At 68.7% G+C, this 16,171-nt stretch carries 14 protein-coding genes and 1 tRNA gene; 5 read left to right on the top strand and 10 right to left on the bottom strand.

Annotation, left to right across the window (positions count from 1 at the left end; translation table 11 throughout):
* Positions 1–28: 28 nt before the first annotated feature.
* Positions 29–862, bottom strand: a complete 834-nt coding sequence (locus E6A21_RS06230) for a Bax inhibitor-1/YccA family protein (protein WP_138443276.1) — start codon at positions 860–862, stop codon at positions 29–31.
* Between the two features lie 224 nt (positions 863–1,086).
* Here E6A21_RS06230 and E6A21_RS06225 point away from each other — a divergent pair, with 224 nt between their 5' ends.
* The 5 genes from E6A21_RS06225 to E6A21_RS06205 all read left to right on the top strand — a co-directional run bounded on the left by E6A21_RS06225 (position 1,087) and on the right by E6A21_RS06205 (position 5,938).
* A complete protein-coding gene (locus E6A21_RS06225; RefSeq protein ID WP_138443345.1) occupies positions 1,087–1,383 on the top strand; it encodes a GroES family chaperonin in 297 nt (98 codons plus the stop codon).
* 329 nt (positions 1,384–1,712) lie between these two features.
* Complete coding sequence (locus tag E6A21_RS06220; RefSeq protein WP_138443275.1) at positions 1,713–3,101, top strand: branched-chain amino acid ABC transporter permease; 1,389 nt, start codon at positions 1,713–1,715, stop codon at positions 3,099–3,101.
* 10 nt (positions 3,102–3,111) lie between these two features.
* A complete protein-coding gene (locus E6A21_RS06215) occupies positions 3,112–4,080 on the top strand; it encodes a branched-chain amino acid ABC transporter permease (RefSeq protein WP_138443274.1) in 969 nt (322 codons plus the stop codon).
* Positions 4,077–5,138 carry an ABC transporter ATP-binding protein gene (locus E6A21_RS06210; protein ID WP_138443273.1) on the top strand — a complete coding sequence of 354 codons (1,062 nt, stop codon included), beginning with the start codon at positions 4,077–4,079 and terminating at the stop codon, positions 5,136–5,138. Before E6A21_RS06215 ends, E6A21_RS06210 begins: the two co-directional genes overlap by 4 nt.
* On the top strand, positions 5,135–5,938 hold the full coding sequence (locus tag E6A21_RS06205; protein WP_138443272.1) for an ABC transporter ATP-binding protein: 804 nt from the start codon (positions 5,135–5,137) through the stop codon (positions 5,936–5,938). Before E6A21_RS06210 ends, E6A21_RS06205 begins: the two co-directional genes overlap by 4 nt.
* Before the next feature lie 101 nt (positions 5,939–6,039).
* Here E6A21_RS06205 and E6A21_RS06200 read toward each other — a convergent pair whose 3' ends face one another.
* From E6A21_RS06200 to E6A21_RS18120, 9 genes are all read right to left on the bottom strand, one after another.
* On the bottom strand, positions 6,040–7,410 hold the full coding sequence (locus tag E6A21_RS06200; protein WP_138443271.1) for an ABC transporter substrate-binding protein: 1,371 nt from the start codon (positions 7,408–7,410) through the stop codon (positions 6,040–6,042).
* Positions 7,411–7,608: 198 nt separating this feature from the next.
* Positions 7,609–7,682, bottom strand: a tRNA-Leu gene (locus tag E6A21_RS06195).
* 115 nt (positions 7,683–7,797) lie between these two features.
* Positions 7,798–9,216 (bottom strand): NAD(P)/FAD-dependent oxidoreductase, encoded by a 1,419-nt coding sequence (locus tag E6A21_RS06190; protein ID WP_138443270.1) that lies wholly within the window; start codon positions 9,214–9,216, stop codon positions 7,798–7,800.
* A gap of 4 nt (positions 9,217–9,220) precedes the next feature.
* On the bottom strand, positions 9,221–10,573 hold the full coding sequence (locus tag E6A21_RS06185; RefSeq protein WP_138443269.1) for a S8 family serine peptidase: 1,353 nt from the start codon (positions 10,571–10,573) through the stop codon (positions 9,221–9,223).
* Positions 10,574–10,576: 3 nt separating this feature from the next.
* Positions 10,577–11,557: a Ppx/GppA phosphatase family protein gene (locus E6A21_RS06180; RefSeq protein ID WP_138443268.1), complete on the bottom strand. Its 981-nt coding sequence runs from the start codon at positions 11,555–11,557 to the stop codon at positions 10,577–10,579.
* Positions 11,554–12,243, bottom strand: a complete 690-nt coding sequence (locus E6A21_RS06175; RefSeq protein WP_171041286.1) for a DUF501 domain-containing protein — start codon at positions 12,241–12,243, stop codon at positions 11,554–11,556. The genes E6A21_RS06180 and E6A21_RS06175 overlap by 4 nt, the downstream gene beginning before the upstream one ends.
* Positions 12,244–12,274: 31 nt before the next feature.
* Positions 12,275–12,940: a septum formation initiator family protein gene (locus tag E6A21_RS06170; protein ID WP_138443266.1), complete on the bottom strand. Its 666-nt coding sequence runs from the start codon at positions 12,938–12,940 to the stop codon at positions 12,275–12,277.
* 89 nt (positions 12,941–13,029) lie between these two features.
* Positions 13,030–14,310, bottom strand: a complete 1,281-nt coding sequence (gene eno, locus E6A21_RS06165) for a phosphopyruvate hydratase (RefSeq protein WP_138443265.1) — start codon at positions 14,308–14,310, stop codon at positions 13,030–13,032.
* 150 nt (positions 14,311–14,460) lie between these two features.
* Complete coding sequence (locus E6A21_RS18120) at positions 14,461–16,113, bottom strand: ABC transporter permease (protein WP_281281559.1); 1,653 nt, start codon at positions 16,111–16,113, stop codon at positions 14,461–14,463.
* Between the last annotated feature and the right edge of the window lie 58 nt (positions 16,114–16,171).

The following is a 16,171-nucleotide window of genomic DNA, read 5'->3' as shown; positions in this document are numbered from 1 at the left end:
GGCCAGCGGCCCAGCTAGGTCGCTTCTGTTAATCGTTGCTGTTGACGATCGCAAGCACCCGCAGGATCTCCGTGTACAGCCACACGAGCGTCACGGTGAGGCCGAACGCAGCCGTCCACGCGACCCGTCGGGGAGCACCCGCCTTGACCGCCTGCTCGATGCTGCTGAAATCGAAGATGAGCGAGATCGCGGCCAGGACCACGGCGAGGAGCCCGATGGCCACGCCGAGCGGGATGCCGAACACCGTGATGCCCCGGAGGCCCCATGGATTCTGGACGACGCCGAACAGCATCAGGAACAGGTTCACGACGCTGAACGCGAGGTAGCCGACGACCGCGATGAGGAAGAACTTCGCGAGCCGGGGCGTTGCCCGGACCTTGCCGCTCCGGTACAGGAACAGGGTGGTGCCCGCGACGGCGAACGTTCCGAGCACGGCCTGAAGCCCGATCCCCGGGGCGACGCGGTCGAGCAAGAGGGTCAGGCCGCCGAGGAACAGTCCCTCAAGACCCGCGTAGGCGAGGACGAGCGCCGGAGAGGGCTCGCGCTTGAAGGTATTGACGAGGCCGAGGACGAATCCGCCGAGCGCGCCCACGAGCATGAGGCCGAGGGCGACGGCGGGCGGGACCGCGAGTGTCACGGCCGCCCCGACCACGACGGCGCCGAGGCATACGAGGGTCTTGACGATGACGTCGTCGTAGGTGAGGCGACCCGTCTCCGCCGGGCCGGCCGACGGCGCCCTGTACAGCTCGTCGAGCTGCTCTGCTGTCATGGGCGGGCCGTAGCTGGACGGTCCGGCGGGAGGCGCCGCGACCGCGGTTCTGAAGTTCTTGCCCCGGAAGACGGGGTTGCCACCAAGGGCCATGGGTGTCTCCTCTATCAGGTGCGGTGATGGAGATGCGGGTGATGGAGATGCGGGTGATGGATCTACAGGTGCGAGGGTGCTGCGCTCAGAGGCTACCAAGTTCACGAGCGCGCCCGTGGTCGAGTTCCCCGCGCCACTAGACTGTCTCCGTGCCCCACGCCGACAGCTCCGAAGCCTCGTCCCTCAACCGGCCCTCCACCACGCCGTCGAGGCTTCCCCTGCGCATGCTCCACGACCGCATCCTCGTGCAGCTCGACAAGGATGCGAGCGAACGGCGGTCCGCGTCAGGGATCGTGATCCCGGCGACTGCCAGCCTGGGGCGTCGGCTCGCATGGGCAGAGGTCGTTGCTGCCGGGCCCAGCGTCCGCCAGGTGTCCGTGGGTGATCGCGTGCTCTTCGACCCGGAGGACCGATCCGAGGTCGAGGTGGCGACGAAGGACTACATCCTGCTCCGTGAGCGCGACCTGCACGCCGTCGCCGAGCCGGAAACCAAGGTGAGCGAGCTCGGGCTCTACCTCTGAGACCCCTCCGGCCCAGAACCTCTCCCTCCGGTCCTGAAGCCCACGCTCTCACCGGTCCTGAAGCCCACGCTCTCACCGGTCCTGAAGCCCACGCTGACGCCTCCAACGTGCCCTGAGTCTGCCACCGGAGCAGTCGTTACCTGATCTCAACCTTCGCGCGCTGACGGCGTGGACTGCGAGGACCTTCTGCCGAGTAACATGACGTTTCATCAGGTGAGATGCGTCACAAGCGCTTAACGCATCGCGCCGACGATCCGTCCTCGAGCTGACTTCGGCCAGCTCCGCCCCCGGAATAGCGGAGGTCCAACTTGAATAGACGAGAGAGCGCCATGAGGCACGAGAGCGGCATCAGGCAGAAGAGCGCGAACCGGTGGGGGAACCCGGAGCGCACCGCGCGGCTCTTCCCTTCGCTCCCAGCGGCAGCCGCGCTGCTCGGCGTCCTGATCGCACTCCTCCTGGCCGTCGCGCCGGCAGCGGGTGCGGCCGATTCGCCGTCGCCCAGCCCCGGAGCTTCCTCCAGCCAAGGATCCACCACCCAGTTCCCCAATACCATCTCGGGATTCCTGCGGAACGCGGGCCAGCCGCTTGCCAACGTCAAGATCACCGCGAAGGGCAACGGCTTCGAGGCGAGCACCAAATCTGCAGCCAACGGATCGTGGAGCATCTCGGTGCCGACGGAGGGCAGCTACCAGCTCACGCTCGACGAGTCGACGCTCCCCTCGGGAGTCAAGCTTGCCGAGGGCCAGGAGAACCCGAGGACGGTAACGTTCAACCAGACCACGAACGTGAGCACCATCTTCGCGTTCGGTGCCGGCATCGCCGTCCACCAGGGGAGCTTCTTCGCCGACCTCGCAAACCGGCTCGTCGCCGGACTCAGCTTCGGTCTCCTCCTTGCCCTCTCCTCGGTGGGACTCTCGCTCATCTTCGGGACCACGGGCCTCACGAACTTTGCGCACGGCGAGATGGTGACACTGGGGGCCGTCGTCGTCTTCTCGCTCAGCACCATCGGTGCGCCGTTCTGGCTCGCGATCCTCGGCGGCCTCCTCTCCGGCGCCGTGTTCGGGTACGCCCAGGACGCCCTCCTGTGGAGGCCTCTCCGCCGGCGCGGAACGGGCCTTGTGCCCATGATGATCGTGAGCATCGGGCTCGCGCTCGCGGCGCGCTACGTGATCCTCTTCTTCTTCGGAGGTGCGACCCAGCAGCTGCCCAACGCGCAGACCTCCGACATCGACCTCGGGCCGATCTCCGTGTCGCCGAACAATCTCGTCTCGCTCCTCATCTCGGTCGTCGTGATCGCGCTCATCGGGTTCGTGCTGCTTCGGACGCGGCTCGGGAAGGCCACCCGCGCCGTGGCCGATAACCCGGCCCTCGCCGCGGCAAGCGGAATCGACGTCGACCGCGTCATCCGCCTCGTGTGGGTAATGGGAGGCCTGCTGGCCTCCCTGGGCGGCATCCTGTGGGCCTACTACCGCCCGGGGGTGACGTTCAACATGGGCCAGCAGATCCTGCTCATGATCTTCGCGGGCGTCACGCTCGGCGGCCTCGGAACCGTGTTCGGCGCGCTCGTCGGATCCGTCGTCGTCGGCATCTTCGTGGAGCTCACCACAGTCTTCGGCCTGACGGCCGACCTGAAATACGTCGGAGCACTGGTGATCATGATCCTCGTGCTCCTGTTCCGGCCGCAGGGCATCCTCGGCCGCCGCGAGCGAGTGGGCTAAGGAGGCAGGGATGGATTTCGGTCTGATCTTCAGCGAGGCCATCGGCGAGATGGTGAGCCCCACGACGGCGGCCTACGCGCTTGCGGCGCTCGGCCTCGCCGTTCACTTCGGCTACTCGGGGCTGCTCAACTTCGGGCAGGCGGGCTTCATGGCCGTCGGCTCGTACACGTTCGCAATGTCGACGATCCACTTGGGAGTGCCCTGGTGGATCGGGCTCCTCCTCGCGATCGTCGCGTCGGTCGCGTTCGCCCTCATCCTGGGCATCCCGACGCTGCGGCTCCGCGCGGACTATCTCGCGATCGTGACGATCGCGGCCGCGGAGATCATCCGGTACATCGTCACGACGAACAGCCTCACCGACGTGACGGGGTCGGCGAACGGCCTCGCCGGCTTCCGGCAGGACTTCCTCCGCCTCAACCCGTTCCCGCCGGGGAACTACCTCGGCTACAGCAGCCCGGACTTCTTCTACCGCGTCTTCGGCTGGGGCCTCGTGATCGTACTGGGGATCGTCGTATGGCTCCTCATGCGCAGTCCCTGGGGAAGGGTGCTCAAGGGCATCCGCGAGGACGAGCTCGCCGTGCGCTCCCTCGGAAAGAACGTGTATGCGTACAAGATGCAGGCCCTGGTGATCGGCGGCGTCTTCGGCGCCCTCGCCGGCCTCGTCTTCACGCTGCCACGCGACGTCGTGCAGCCGGCCAACTACGGCACCGAGCTGACGTTCTTCCTGTGGACCTGCCTCCTTCTCGGAGGGATGTCGACGGTGCTCGGCCCCATCATCGGCGCCATGCTCTTCTGGGTCGTCCTCTCGCTGACCCAGAACGTCCTCTTCGGACTCATCCAGATCGGCGCGCTGCCCTGGCTCAACCCCTCGCAGGCAGGCCAGCTCCGCTACATCCTCGTCGGCATCGCGCTCATGCTGCTCATGATCTTCCGGCCGCAGGGCGTGTTCGGCAACAAGAAGGAGCTTGCATTCTCATGAGCCATCGTGAGCCGACGACCGCCGAGACGGTCGACTACATGGCGGACGATCGCCCCATTGCCGAGGGACCCATCGGACCGGGCTGCAGCAAGCGCGATCCGATCGTCGTGGCGGACAATGTCACCCGCCGCTTCGGCGGCATCACCGCCGTCGACGTCGAGCACCTGGAAATCCCCCGGCACAAGATCACCGCGCTCATCGGCCCCAACGGTGCCGGAAAGACCACCCTCTTCAACCTCCTGACCGGCTTCGACACCCCGAACTCGGGGTCGTGGCAGTTCGAAGGGACCAACCTCTCGGGCATGTCCTCCTACAAGGTCGCCCGGCTCGGCATGGTGCGCACGTTCCAGCTCACGAAGGTCATGGGCAAGCTGACCGTCATGGAGAACATGCGCCTCGGGGCCTCCGAACAGCCCGGCGAGAAGCTGCGGAACGCCCTGTTCCGCGGCGTGTGGGGCCAGCGCGAGAAGGACATCACGGCTCAGGCCGAGGGACTCCTCGCGAAGTTCAGACTCGACACCAAGCGGGACGATTACGCTGCCTCCCTCTCGGGCGGCCAGCGCAAGCTCCTCGAAATGGCGCGGGCCCTCATGGTGAACCCCGCGCTCGTCATGCTCGACGAGCCCATGGCAGGCGTCAACCCGGCGCTCTCCCAGAGCCTCCTCGACCACGTCAAGAACCTCAAGGCCGAAGGCATGACGGTGCTGTTCGTCGAGCACGACATGCACGTGGTCCGGCACATCGCCGACTGGGTCGTGGTCATGGCCGAGGGAAAGATCGTCGCCGAGGGGCCACCTGCCGCCGTGATGAAGGACCAGGCGGTCATCGACGCGTACCTTGGCGCGCACCACGACGTCGACCTCGGCTCGAAGCAGGGCATCGAGGAGCTCGAGGCAGATCTGGCCGCCGACGAGGAGTCGGTGGTCGGGACGGCCGACGCCGGGATCCTCTCCCGGGGCGAGGGCGAGGACGAGGCCGAGACGCTCACCCCACGGCCTCCCCAGCACGACGACTCACGCCCGCACGGGTCCCATCTGCGAAAGGACGACTCCGAATGAGCGAGCAGCGTGCAACCGCGGGGGCCTCCGGCGGGCAGGCACAGCCCGCACCCGCCGAGGCCGAGGCCGTCGTCAGCGTCAAGGATCTCGTCGCCGGCTATCTGCCGGGGGTCAACATCCTCAACGGGTGCAGCATCGAGGCGCGGCAGGGCGAGCTGATCGGCATCATCGGCCCGAATGGTGCCGGAAAGTCGACCCTCCTGAAGGCCATGTTCGGGCTCGTCAAAGTTCACTCGGGCTCCGTCGTCGTCCGTGGCCAGGAGCTCACGGGACTCAAGGCGAACAAGCTCGTGAGCCGCGGCATCGGCTTCGTGCCGCAGACGAACAACGTCTTCACGACCCTGACGATCGAGGAGAACATGCAGATGGGCGTGTTCCAGCGGCCGAAGAACTTCAAGGAACGCTGGGACTTCGTGACCGAGCTGTTCCCCGAGCTCGCACGCCGGCGCACCCAACGTGCCGGTTCGCTCTCCGGGGGCGAGCGGCAGATGGTCGCCATGGGCCGGGCGCTCATGATGGACCCGGCCGTGCTGCTCCTCGACGAGCCGTCGGCGGGCCTCTCCCCCGTCAAGCAGGACGAGACGTTCCTGCGTGTCCACGAGGTCAACCGGGCCGGGGTCTCGGTGATCATGGTCGAGCAGAACGCCCGTCGCTGCCTCCAGATCTGCGACCGCGGCTACGTCCTGGACCAGGGCAGGGACGCCTACACCGGCACCGGCCGAGAGCTCCTCCACGACCCGAAGGTCATCCAGCTCTACCTCGGGACGCTCGCGGACACGGTCGAGAACGCAGGCGAGTAGTCAGAAACGCGAGAAGACAGCACGGCGAGCAGCCGAAAGCGACAGAGAGGCCCCCGGACCCTGAGAAGGATCCGGGGGCCTCTGCCTGCCAGTGTCGGTGCTCAGGAGAGCTTGCCGTATTCCTCACTGATCGGCTGCGGGACGTTGTTGTCGTCGAACTTGTAGAGTCCGATGTAGGCCTCAGTCGGATCGCCGTTGGCGGCGAACGAGATGGGGCCGGACTTTCCGAAGTAGTGGATCGACTTCCCCTGCCGGATGAGGGTCACGCACGTAGCAAAGTCGGAGCAGTTCTCAGTGCCATGCGTGATGTCCTGGAGGTGCTTGGCGATGTCGGTGCCCTTGGTGCTCTTGGCCTCCTCGGACGCGAGCGCAATGAGGTTGACGGCGTCCCATGACTCGCCCGCGTAGTTGTAGTCCTTGAGGCTCGGGTCGATCGTCTTGAGCTGGGCCTTGAAGTCATCCTTCGCGAAGGTGCCAGGGATCGTGCCCCGTGCGCCCGAGAGGGTGCCCGCCTTGAGGTCCTTGCTGTAATCGGACGTGTTCCCGTCGACGAAGAACAGCTGGGTCGGCTTGATCCCCTTGGCCGTGAGCAGCGGGATGATCTGCTTGGCCTGGTCGAAGGAGATGACGGCGATCGCGTCCGGCTTCGCGGCCACGACCTTGTCGACCTGCGAGCTGAACTGGGAGTCGCCCTCGTTGAAGAGCTCCTGGTCGACGACCTTCCCGCCGGCGGACTCGAAGGCCTTCTTGACGTTGTCACGGAGGCCGGTGCCGTAGGCGTCGTTCAGTACGAGCATGCCGAGGGTCTGGGCGCCGCACGAGGCCATGTAGTTGCCGAGGACCCGGCCCTGCAGGACGTCAGACGGAGCGGTGCGCCAATACAGGCCGTGGGCCGGCCACGTGCTGAAGACCGGCGAGGTGTTGGCCGGGGAGAACAGGACGGTGCCGGCGCCGGTGACCTGGTTGATCACGGTCTGGGACACGCCCGAGGACGCGGCGCCGACGATGGCGCCGACCCCTTGACCGAGGAGGTTCGTGACGGACTGGGTGGCGATGTCCGTCGTCGTGTCGCCCGAGTCGCGGTGGATGGCCTGGACCTGCTGGCCCAGGACGCCGCCGGCGTCGTTGATCTGCTTGATGGCGAGGTTCACGCCGGCGATCTCAGGCGGACCGAGGAACGCGAGCGCGCCGGTCTGCGGGAGCAGCGAACCGATCTTGAGCGGTGTAGGGGATGTGGTGGACGACTTCGGGACGTCTGCGGGGGCTACGGTCGTAGCACCTGCTGACGCCTGGGGACCCCCAGCGGAGCTGGGCGCAGGGCACGAGATGCCCCCTGCGGCCGCGGAGCTGCTGCTCCCTCCGGACGATCCCCCCGACGGACTTCCGCCGCAGGCAGTCGCGAGCAGGGCAACCCCGATGCCGAGAGCGGTCAGCTTGGCCACACGGGGCAATACCTCATGACGTTCGATCATTCGATTCTTCTCTCCTCCATCAAAGGGCGCGAACTCCCCAGACAGGTGGACTCAGGTGTGTTCCTGATCACAACGTCAGGCTAGACCACCGTTGTTATTCACAGAAGAACGACAGGTCACAGCCTCATAACGGGTGCACAATTGGGGCCGCTGAACGCGCAGATGGGCGCTGAACGGGCATATTGCCGCTGAGAAGAGTGCCCCAACAGGGACTCGAACCCTGACTTTGCGGATTTTAAGTCCGCTGCCTCTGCCAATTGGGCTACTGGGGCGTCGATCCAGACTACCGTTCGGAGGCGGGCCTCCGCGGTCTGCAGACGACGACGGCGACCGCTCCCCCGCGAGGGTGCGGCCGCCGTCGTGCGGTGCTCCGGTGAGCTGCGCTGACTACTGCGCGGGCACCTTCGCGGGCTCAGCCGGCGGTGCGATCGTCTTCGGCTTCGGGCTCGCCGCGGCGACGAACGAAGCGCGCGGGTTGTCGAGGTTCTCGAGCGGCGTGTTGTCGCGGCCCGCGAAGAGGGCCGAGAGCCAGTCGAGGCCGACGCGGAACTTGCGCTCCACGGTCGGGATCGCGAGGCCGTGGTAGCCGCGGTGAGCGAGCCACGCCAACGGCCCGTGAAGGCCGATGTGGCCCACCACGTTGATGTTCGCGACGCCCTTCCACGGCCCGAAGCCGGCCACGGCGCCGAGGTTCTTGTGCTTGTAGTCCTCGAGCGGGCGGTCCCAGCGGGAGGCCCACAGGTTCTTCGCGAGGAGCTTCGCCTGACGGAGCGCGTGCTGCGCGTTGGGGACGCACGTGCCGTCCGGGAGGCCCTTGCCCGTGAGGTCCGGGACGGCGGCGATGTCGCCGGCCGCCCAGGCGTTCTCGACGATGCCCTCGTCGCCCGCCACGCGGAGGTCGGGGAGCACCCGGATGCGGCCGCGCGGTTCGAGCGGGAAGCCGCTCGAGCGGACCACCGGGTTGGCCTGGACGCCTGCCGTCCAGATGAGGGTGTCGGCGGCGAACTCCTGCGCCGGGGACTTGTCAGGCATGTTGATGAGCTTGAGGGTTCCCTCGGCGCTCGCGAGCGAGGTGTTGAGGAGGACCTCGATGCCGCGGCTGCGGAGGTGCTCCACGACCCAGTCGGCCTGCTCGGGCGTGACCTCGGGCATGATCCGGCCCATTGCCTCGACGAGGACGAAGCGGACTTCCTCCTGCTTGACGCGATCGTTCACCGCGACGGTGGAGCGGGCGAGGTCCTCGAGCTCGGTGAGGGTCTCGATGCCGGCGAAGCCGCCGCCCACGACAACGAACGTGAGCGCGGCCTGGCGCTCGGCCGGGTCGGAGGCGGTCGACGCGAACTCGATGCGCTCGAGGACCTGGTTGCGGAGGGCGATGGCCTCCTCGATGGTCTTGTTGCCGATGCCCTTCTCGGCGAGGCCGGGGATCGGGAACGTGCGCGTGATCGCGCCAGCGGCCATGACGATGTCCACGTACGGGATCTCGACGGTGCCCTCGTTGCCCGGGAGCTGGATCACGGCCTTCCGGTTCGCGTGGTCGACCGAGACGAGCGAACCCTGGATGACCTCGGACTCGGGCAGCGTCCGGCGGAGCGGAACCACTACGTGGCGGGCCTCGATGTTGCCACCGGCCACCTCGGGGAGGAACGGCTGGTAGGTCATGTACGGCATGGGGTCGACGACGGTGACGATGCCACCGGCCTGGGCGATCTTCTTCTGAAGCCCGAGGGCGACGTAGAGACCAACGTAACCACCGCCGGCGACGAGGACGCGCGGGCGGTCGACAAGATCAATGGTGGAAGGCATGGCCCTACTGTAGCAACTTGTGAAAAGTTTCACTATCTTTTTCGCGTTCTCTTCTCCGAACGCCGAGGACATGCAGCGTGCCCCCCACGAGGATCGCGAGAATGAGGCCGCCGAAGCCCAGGACCACAAGAGCCGGCCAGGGCGACGTGCCGGCGGCGGCGGCCGGTACAGGGGGTGCAGGCTCCGCGAGGGGCGGCTCGCTGGAAGGCTGACCCGTGGCGCTGGGCGTCGGGACCGGGGTGGCGGCGGCGGCGTCAGGCCGGTGGACGCGGATCCAGTCGGCGATCGAGCCGAGCGGATTGGATTTCGTCTCCGGAACGTCGGCGGTGAGGGCGGCTTCTGCGTTGAGGATCCCGTAGCCATAGATGGGGTCGTGGCCCGGAGCGCCCGCGTCCTTAGCCGTGGAGACGATGCGGTTGATGACCTGGTCGGCGCTCATCTGAGGCCACTTCGAGCGGATCAGGGCGGCCACTCCCGCGACGATCGGGGCAGCACCCGAGGAACCCGCCCACTGCGCGTACGTCCCGTCCGGAAGGTCGCCCACCAACTGCTCGGCAGGGGCGGCGACGCCGATGCTCACGCCCTGCGACGAGGCGTCCACGCTCGCGTGCTCCTGGCGGTCGAGGCCAGCGACCGTGAGGACGCCGGGTATGGTGGCCGGCGCGCCGACTTGGAGGTTCCCAGCGCCCCGGTTCCCCGCGGCGGCAACGATGACCACGTCCTTCTGCTCTGCGTACAGGAATGCAGCGTCCCAGCTCGGGGGCCAATCGGGCGATGAGCTGCCGAGGGACATGTTGATGACCTTGGCCCCGTGGTCCACTGCCCACCGCACGGCGTCCGGGATCTGCTGCATGTCGGTGCGGCCGGCGGGATTGGCCGAGCCGAGCCAGGTCGAGACGGTGAGGAGGTGAGCCTGCGGCGCGACGCCCACGACGCCGTCCGCGCCGTTGGACCCTGCCGGCACCGGGGAGCCGTCCGCGTTGTGTCCGCGGCCAGCGAGGACGGACGCGACGAGGGTTCCGTGCTCGGGCTCGGCACCGATGGGCTTCTGCCCGTCCGGCTGGCCGCTTCCCGAGACGTCGGTTCCCCCGGCAACGGCCCCTTGCAGGTCCGGGATGCCGCCGTTGATCCCGCTGTCGATGACGGCCACCGTGGTGCCGGCCCCCTTCGACACGTTCCAGGCCTTGTCGATGCCGTACTCGGAGAGCCAGTACTCGCCGTCCCGCACGGTGTCCGCATGGGCGGTCGCGGCAGGGGCGAGGACCGCTCCGGCGACGAGCGCGACGCTCGCGAAGGCTGAGAGGAATGCGGCGAGCAGCCTCGCCGCGTCACGGGACTTTCGGGGCAGTGCCTGCATGCGTCAGATCGCGGTGTCGCCCAGCGTGCTGAGCGCGATGCCGTCGAGGATGTCGTGCTCGCTCGTGATCGCCGTCGCGATGCGTCCGCGCGTGAGCTCCGCGAGCCGCTCGAGCACGCGGCGCCACACGAGTGCGCCAGCGCCGATGACGTCCGCCCGTCCGGGATGCATGTACGGAAGTGCGGTCCGCTCCGCGCGGCTCATCCCGAGGATCGAGCTGCAGGCCGCCTCGATCTGGGGCAGCGCGAGCTCCGACCCGTGGATACGGTCGGGCTGGTACGAGGGCAGGGCAAGGGCGTGGGCAGTGAGCGTCGTGATCGAGCCCGCGACGCCGATGACGGCGGTCGCCTCCGCAAGCGGCACCTCGGCGAGCGCCTCGTCGATGCCCCGGTCGACGTCGTCCTGTGCCGCCGCGATCTCTGCCTCCGTCGGCGGGTCGGTGCGGAGGTGCCGCTCGGTGAGCCGCACGCTCCCGATGTCGATGGAGCGCGCCGCGATGACGCCACCGGCGTCGCCCAGCACGAATTCGGTGCTTCCGCCGCCGAGGTCGACCACGACGACGGGCGCTCCCTCGCGGAGCGGCAGGACGCTCGCGGCCCCCGCGAAGCTCAACGCCGCTTCCTCGCTCCCCGGGACCACCTCCGGCTCGACCCCGAGCCGAGACCGGATGCCCTCCACGAAGTCCTCGCGATTACGCGCGTCCCTGGTCGCGCTCGTCGCGACGAAGCGGACGCGCTCGGCACCGAGGCTCTGGATTGTGGCTGCGTAGTCGTCGACGGCCGCGAAGGTCCGTTCGAGGGCCTCCGGGGCGAGCAGGCCCGTCGCGTCGACCCCTTGGCCGAGCCGGACGACGCGCATTTCGCGGTGCACATCGGTGAGCCTCGGCGGACGCGAGGAGGCGCCGTCGTGCACCGCACCGTCCTGTGTGTCCGCAATCAGCAGACGGATCGAATTCGTGCCGCAGTCAATCCCGGCGACCCTCATGCGCCTTCCCCCTCTGTTCGTCCGGCCGCTGAAGCGGTCCCTTCAGTCCTGACTCCCCCGGTCTCGTGTCCCCGCACCGGCGCCGGGCGGCCGGTCATCGACGGAAGGCCCTGAGGACCGTGCCGGCTCAGGTCCCTGCTCGGGACCGGAGACTCGGTGTCCCACGCCCCGACACAGTAGCAGCGGTCGCGGGTCCACCATTCGGCGATCCGCTCGATCGCCTCGTCGCCGAGCGGGTTTACACCCTGGCCCATCGCGAGCGACTGGCCGACAAGAACGTGGAGGCATTTGACCCGCTCGGGCATCCCACCGGCGGAGACACCGTCGATCTCCGGGACCGGGCCCGTCCCGGCGCGCTCACCGACGCGACCGCGCTCGGCCAGGTAGGCCTCGTGGGCGCGGCGGTACGCGGTGGCGAGTTCGGGATCGGCAGCGAGCCGCTCGTTCATCTCGTTCATCACGCCAGCCGCCTCAAGCCGGGAGACCGCCGAAGTCACGACAGGGTGCGTCAGATAGAAGGTGGTCGGGAAGGGAGTTCCATTCGAGAGCCGGGGAGCCGTGGCAGCGACGAGGGGGTTGCCGCACACGCAGCGGGCCGAGACTTCGACCACGTCGCGGGCGGGGCGCCCCAGCTGCCGGCTGATGACGTCGAGGTCCTGCGGGGTCACGGCGGTCGGGTCTGTCACGGTGTCCTTTCTGGGGCCGCCGGAGCAGGGATCACTGGGTGGCGGCGCGGCGCACAGCGTCGAGCAGCGACTGCGTCCAGGGGACGTCGGTGGGCGACGAACTGGACGCGGCCGGGCTCGTTGCGCTCGAGGACGAGGAGGTGCCGACGTCGCCGAAAACCCAGTACGAGGTCTCTCCGGGCATCACCATGTTAATCCGGTCGCGAGCCTGCTGCTGGACATAGGCAGGATCCTGCCAACGCGAGATCTCGTCCTTGAGGTTCGTCTGGTTGGTCTGCTTGGCGGCGATGTCGGCCTGGATCGTATGGATCTCGGCGCGCTGGCTGAAGAAGATTCGGATTGTCGGCGCGAGCATGATCGTGACTGCGATGAGCACGATGGCGAGCGCCACGATCCGGCCCGAGAAGGCGCGGGCGGGTACCGGATGCTGGTCCCGGGCCGTTGTTCCCTGGGCCGCCGAGAGACGGGGTGAGGGCGCGAGGGCTCGCTCCGAGGCCGGCCTGTGGGTCGCCGAGGGCGATCGCGTACGCCCGGCCTGCGCCGGACGGCCTGCGGCGGACGACGGCGCGCGGCTGGGGCCGGCGCCCTGCGGCGCCTCGTGCTGGGCGTGGCCCTTCCCCCCGCTCGACGCGGACGCAGACGTCGAAGCGCCGGCGGCCCGGACGGACCGGGGAACCTGCGGGCGTCTCGTCGCCATGGAAATCCCTCCAGAAACGGCTGCGGCGGCTATGGTCTCGTTCAACCATAACCGCCGCAGCCCGCTAAGCCGGGGAGACCGGCCGGTGCTTACGCCTTGAAGCGCGGGAACGCCGTACGGCCGGCGTAGCGGGCGGCGTCGTCGAGCTCTTCCTCGATGCGGAGAAGCTGGTTGTACTTCGCCACACGCTCGGAGCGGGCCGGCGCGCCCGTCTTGATCTGGCCCGCGTTCGTGGCAACCGCGATGTCGGCGATCGTCGTGTCCTCGGTCTCGCCCGAGCGGTGCGACGTGATCGTGGTGTAGCCCGCGCGCTGGGCGAGGGAGACGGCGTCGAGCGTCTCGGTGAGCGAACCGATCTGGTTGACCTTGACGAGCAGCGAGTTCGCCGTCTTCGCGTCGATGCCCTGCTGGAGGCGCTTCGGGTTCGTGACGAACAGGTCGTCGCCGACGAGCTGGACCTTGTCGCCGATAGCGTCGGTGAGGGTCTTCCAGCCGTCCCAGTCGTTCTCGTCGAGCGGGTCCTCGATGGAGACGAGCGGGAAGTCCCGGACGAGCTCCTCGTAGTAGGCGCTCATGTCAGCGGCGGAACGGGACTGGCCCTCGAACTGGTAGGAGCCGTCCTTGAAGAACTCGGAGGAGGCGACGTCGAGGGCAAGGGCAACATCCTTGCCCGGCTCGTAGCCGGCCTTGGTGATGGCTTCGGTGATGAGCTCGAGCGCGGCGCGGTTTGACGGCAGGTTCGGGGCGAACCCGCCCTCGTCGCCGAGGCCGGTCGCGAGGCCCTTGTCCTTGAGGACGCCCTTGAGGGCGTGGTAGACCTCGACGCCCCAGCGCAGGCCCTCGGAGAACGTCTCGGCACCGAGCGGGACGACCATGAACTCCTGGATGTCGACGTCCGAGTCCGCGTGGGAGCCGCCGTTGAGGATGTTCATGAGGGGGACCGGGAGGACGTGCGCGTTGGGGCCGCCGAGGTACTTGTACAGCGGGAGGTTCGCGGAGTCGGCCGCCGCGTTCGCGACTGCAAGCGAGACGCCGAGGATCGCGTTCGCGCCGAGGTTGGACTTGTTCGGAGTCCCGTCGAGGTCGATCATCGCCTGGTCGATCGCGCGCTGATCGGTCGCATCGAAGCCCTGGAGCGCAGGGGCGATCTGGTCGACTACGGCCTCGACCGCCTGCTGGACGCCCTTGCCGAGGTACCGGTCCTTGTCGCCGTCGCGGCGCTCCACGGCCTCGAACTCGCCGGTCGACGCTCCCGAGGGGACCGCGGCACGGCCGAGGGAACCGTCGCTCAGGAGGACCTCGACCTCGACCGTGGGATTGCCGCGGGAGTCGAGGATCTCGCGGGCGTGGATGGCATCGATAAGGGCCATGGATGAACTCCTTGCAATGGTCAGCAATGGTGAACGGAGCGTTGGGCACGGGAAATTACACGTGGATGACCTCGGTGTCACCCACAGCCTAGTCGGCGCGCGGGGGACGGCGCGACACTGTGACTCGCTGGGCCGTGTCCGGGGCGCGCGCTACCCTCGGATCCGCTCCGCAATGGCACCTGTTGCTGCCGCCCACGCAGGGTAGACAGAGGCGGCGACGCCGACGAGCGCCCCAATGCCGGTCCCGAGCCACGTGAGCTCGGGACTCAGCACCGCCGTCCACCCCTGGAGCACGCAGTAGACGACGACGGCGGCCACCCCGAGGGCCGAGCCGAGGAGGCCGCCTCCCACACCGAGCACCGCGCCCTCGAGGAGGAAGATCCGCCCGATCGAGGGGCGGCTCGCCCCGAGTGCACGGCGGAGGGCGATCTCAGCCGACCGGGCTTGCACGGCGAGGTACATCGCCGAGGTTGCGCCGAGTCCGGAGAAAAGGAGGAGGGCCCACGAGACGACGCGGACGAGGTCGGCCAGATCGGCGGAGACACCCCGGCGGAGCGAGCGGAGATCGGCTGTGAGCGAGACCGTGTACGTACCGGGCTGCGCCGCGTTCAGGGCCAACGGCAGGGCGGTGCGCAGTGCTGCAGGATAGCCGTCCTTCGTCCGGACGAGCAGGACCGGGCTGAGCCCGGCGCGCCCTGCCAGCGACGCGAAGTTGACCACGACGGCGTCGCGGAGGCCCGGAGCCCGGCTCGCGCCCCGCAGTCCGCCGATGACATCGATCCTCCGCCCGTCGATCCATACTTGTTGCCCGACGACGATGCTGTCCAGGCCGAGCGTCGCGGCCGCTCCCTCTCCGACGAGGACCGCCGGGCGGCCCTGCCTGGTGGCGGCGTCGAACGCGGCGAAGGTGTCGCGTGCGGATGCCTCCCCGCCTTGCAACCCCAGCCACGCGCCGTCGGCCGCCACGAGCTCTCCCCTGAAGCGGGACTGGCCGGGGGTGCTCTGGGGCGGGAGTACCGTGACTGCGTACTCCTGGCTCGAGAGCGTCGCGCTCACTCCGGCTCCGCGGACGCCCTCGACGGCGGCGAGCCTCTCCCGAATCTCGTCCGCCTGCGCGAAGAACCCGTGCTCGGTGGTCGGTTCGCCGGCAGCCGTGACCGTGACCTCGTCGAGCGCGGCCGCCGAGATGCGCTGCGACACCTGCGCTGCCGCACTCTCGCTCAGGCCCACCGAGGCGGTGAGCCCCGCGACACCCAGCGCAAACGCGAGGACCACCATGGCGCTGCGTCCGATCCGCGAGGTCGCTGAGGACACGGCGTCCGAGATGTCATCGAGGGGGTCCCAGCGGGTACTGCGCCGTCCAGCATCAACGGAGCCACGGTGAGTCACGGCCGCGCGGATGAGACCTGGAGGCGCTACGTCCTCTGTTACCTCGCCGTCCACGAGGCGGATCCGACGTCGGGCTGCCGCCGCGACCCGCTCGTCGTGGGTCACGACGACGACCGTCGTGCCTTCCGCGTTGAGTCGCCTGAGCTGGCCGATGAGCTCCTCGCTGCTGCGGGAGTCGAGATTCCCCGTCGGCTCGTCCGCCAACAGGATCGGTGCCTCCGTCGAGGCGGCCCGCGCGAACGCGAGCCGCTGCCTTTCGCCACCCGAGAGGTGCCGGCCTCGCGTGGACCATCGATGGCCGAGCCCCACTCGGGCGAGGCCCCGGGCGACAGCCCTCGCACGCTCCCGCCGTCGGACGCCTTGCACCCGGAGCCCGAGTGCCGCGTTCCGGGCCGCCGTCTCCTCACGAAGCACGTGCGATTCCTGGAAGACGAAGGCGAAGGTCTCCTTGCGCAGCCGGCACAGGTCGCGT

The sequence above is a fragment of the Sinomonas susongensis genome (genome assembly GCF_005877005.1).
In the GTDB taxonomy this organism is placed as follows: domain Bacteria; phylum Actinomycetota; class Actinomycetes; order Actinomycetales; family Micrococcaceae; genus Sinomonas; species Sinomonas susongensis.
This window is presented reverse-complemented; position numbering and strand designations above follow the sequence as displayed.

Excerpts from the sequence above, each read along its gene's own strand:
- E6A21_RS06230 (WP_138443276.1), bottom strand. The coding sequence starts at position 862 with ATGGCCCTTGGTGGCAACCCCGTCTTCCGGGGCAAGAACTTCAGAACC.
- E6A21_RS06225 (WP_138443345.1), top strand. The coding sequence starts at position 1,087 with ATGCTCCACGACCGCATCCTCGTGCAGCTCGACAAGGATGCGAGCGAA.
- E6A21_RS06220 (WP_138443275.1), top strand. The coding sequence starts at position 1,713 with ATGAGGCACGAGAGCGGCATCAGGCAGAAGAGCGCGAACCGGTGGGGG.
- E6A21_RS06215 (WP_138443274.1), top strand. The coding sequence starts at position 3,112 with ATGGATTTCGGTCTGATCTTCAGCGAGGCCATCGGCGAGATGGTGAGC.
- E6A21_RS06210 (WP_138443273.1), top strand. The coding sequence starts at position 4,077 with ATGAGCCATCGTGAGCCGACGACCGCCGAGACGGTCGACTACATGGCG.
- E6A21_RS06205 (WP_138443272.1), top strand. The coding sequence starts at position 5,135 with ATGAGCGAGCAGCGTGCAACCGCGGGGGCCTCCGGCGGGCAGGCACAG.
- E6A21_RS06200 (WP_138443271.1), bottom strand. The coding sequence starts at position 7,410 with ATGATCGAACGTCATGAGGTATTGCCCCGTGTGGCCAAGCTGACCGCT.
- E6A21_RS06190 (WP_138443270.1), bottom strand. The coding sequence starts at position 9,216 with ATGCCTTCCACCATTGATCTTGTCGACCGCCCGCGCGTCCTCGTCGCC.
- E6A21_RS06185 (WP_138443269.1), bottom strand. The coding sequence starts at position 10,573 with ATGCAGGCACTGCCCCGAAAGTCCCGTGACGCGGCGAGGCTGCTCGCC.
- E6A21_RS06180 (WP_138443268.1), bottom strand. The coding sequence starts at position 11,557 with ATGAGGGTCGCCGGGATTGACTGCGGCACGAATTCGATCCGTCTGCTG.
- E6A21_RS06170 (WP_138443266.1), bottom strand. The coding sequence starts at position 12,940 with ATGGCGACGAGACGCCCGCAGGTTCCCCGGTCCGTCCGGGCCGCCGGC.
- eno (WP_138443265.1), bottom strand. The coding sequence starts at position 14,310 with ATGGCCCTTATCGATGCCATCCACGCCCGCGAGATCCTCGACTCCCGC.